This is a genomic window from Alkalibacterium sp. s-m-28 (assembly GCF_054658175.1).
Genome location: NZ_BAAGIQ010000398.1, coordinates 1 through 255, shown reverse-complemented (window position 1 = coordinate 255; position 255 = coordinate 1). Strand labels below are relative to the sequence as shown.

At 42.0% G+C, this 255-nt stretch carries 1 pseudogene; it reads right to left on the bottom strand.

From position 1 onward, the window contains the following. A pseudogene (locus ACYQ4S_RS12750) lies at positions 1 to 255 on the bottom strand (IS4 family transposase); the annotation flags it as partial.

Here is a 255-nt window from a genome sequence, read left to right as displayed (position 1 = left end):
TGCGATTGTCCCGAACAAATATTATCTTAGCCTGGATGTCTTCATTATTATCGTTCAATCCTAAGCTGACAACGACAGATGCTTTAATTTTCGCACGGCCACGCTTTTTCTTGAGCACTCTGTAGAGGTCTTTCAGGTTATACTTTTGTCCATTGTATCCGTACGTTGTACGCGTAGGTTTAAGCATGCAGATGACTTGAAGCGGATAATCAGTGACCACTTGTTTGATGGTTTTAGGATAAGCGAACCAGCTGT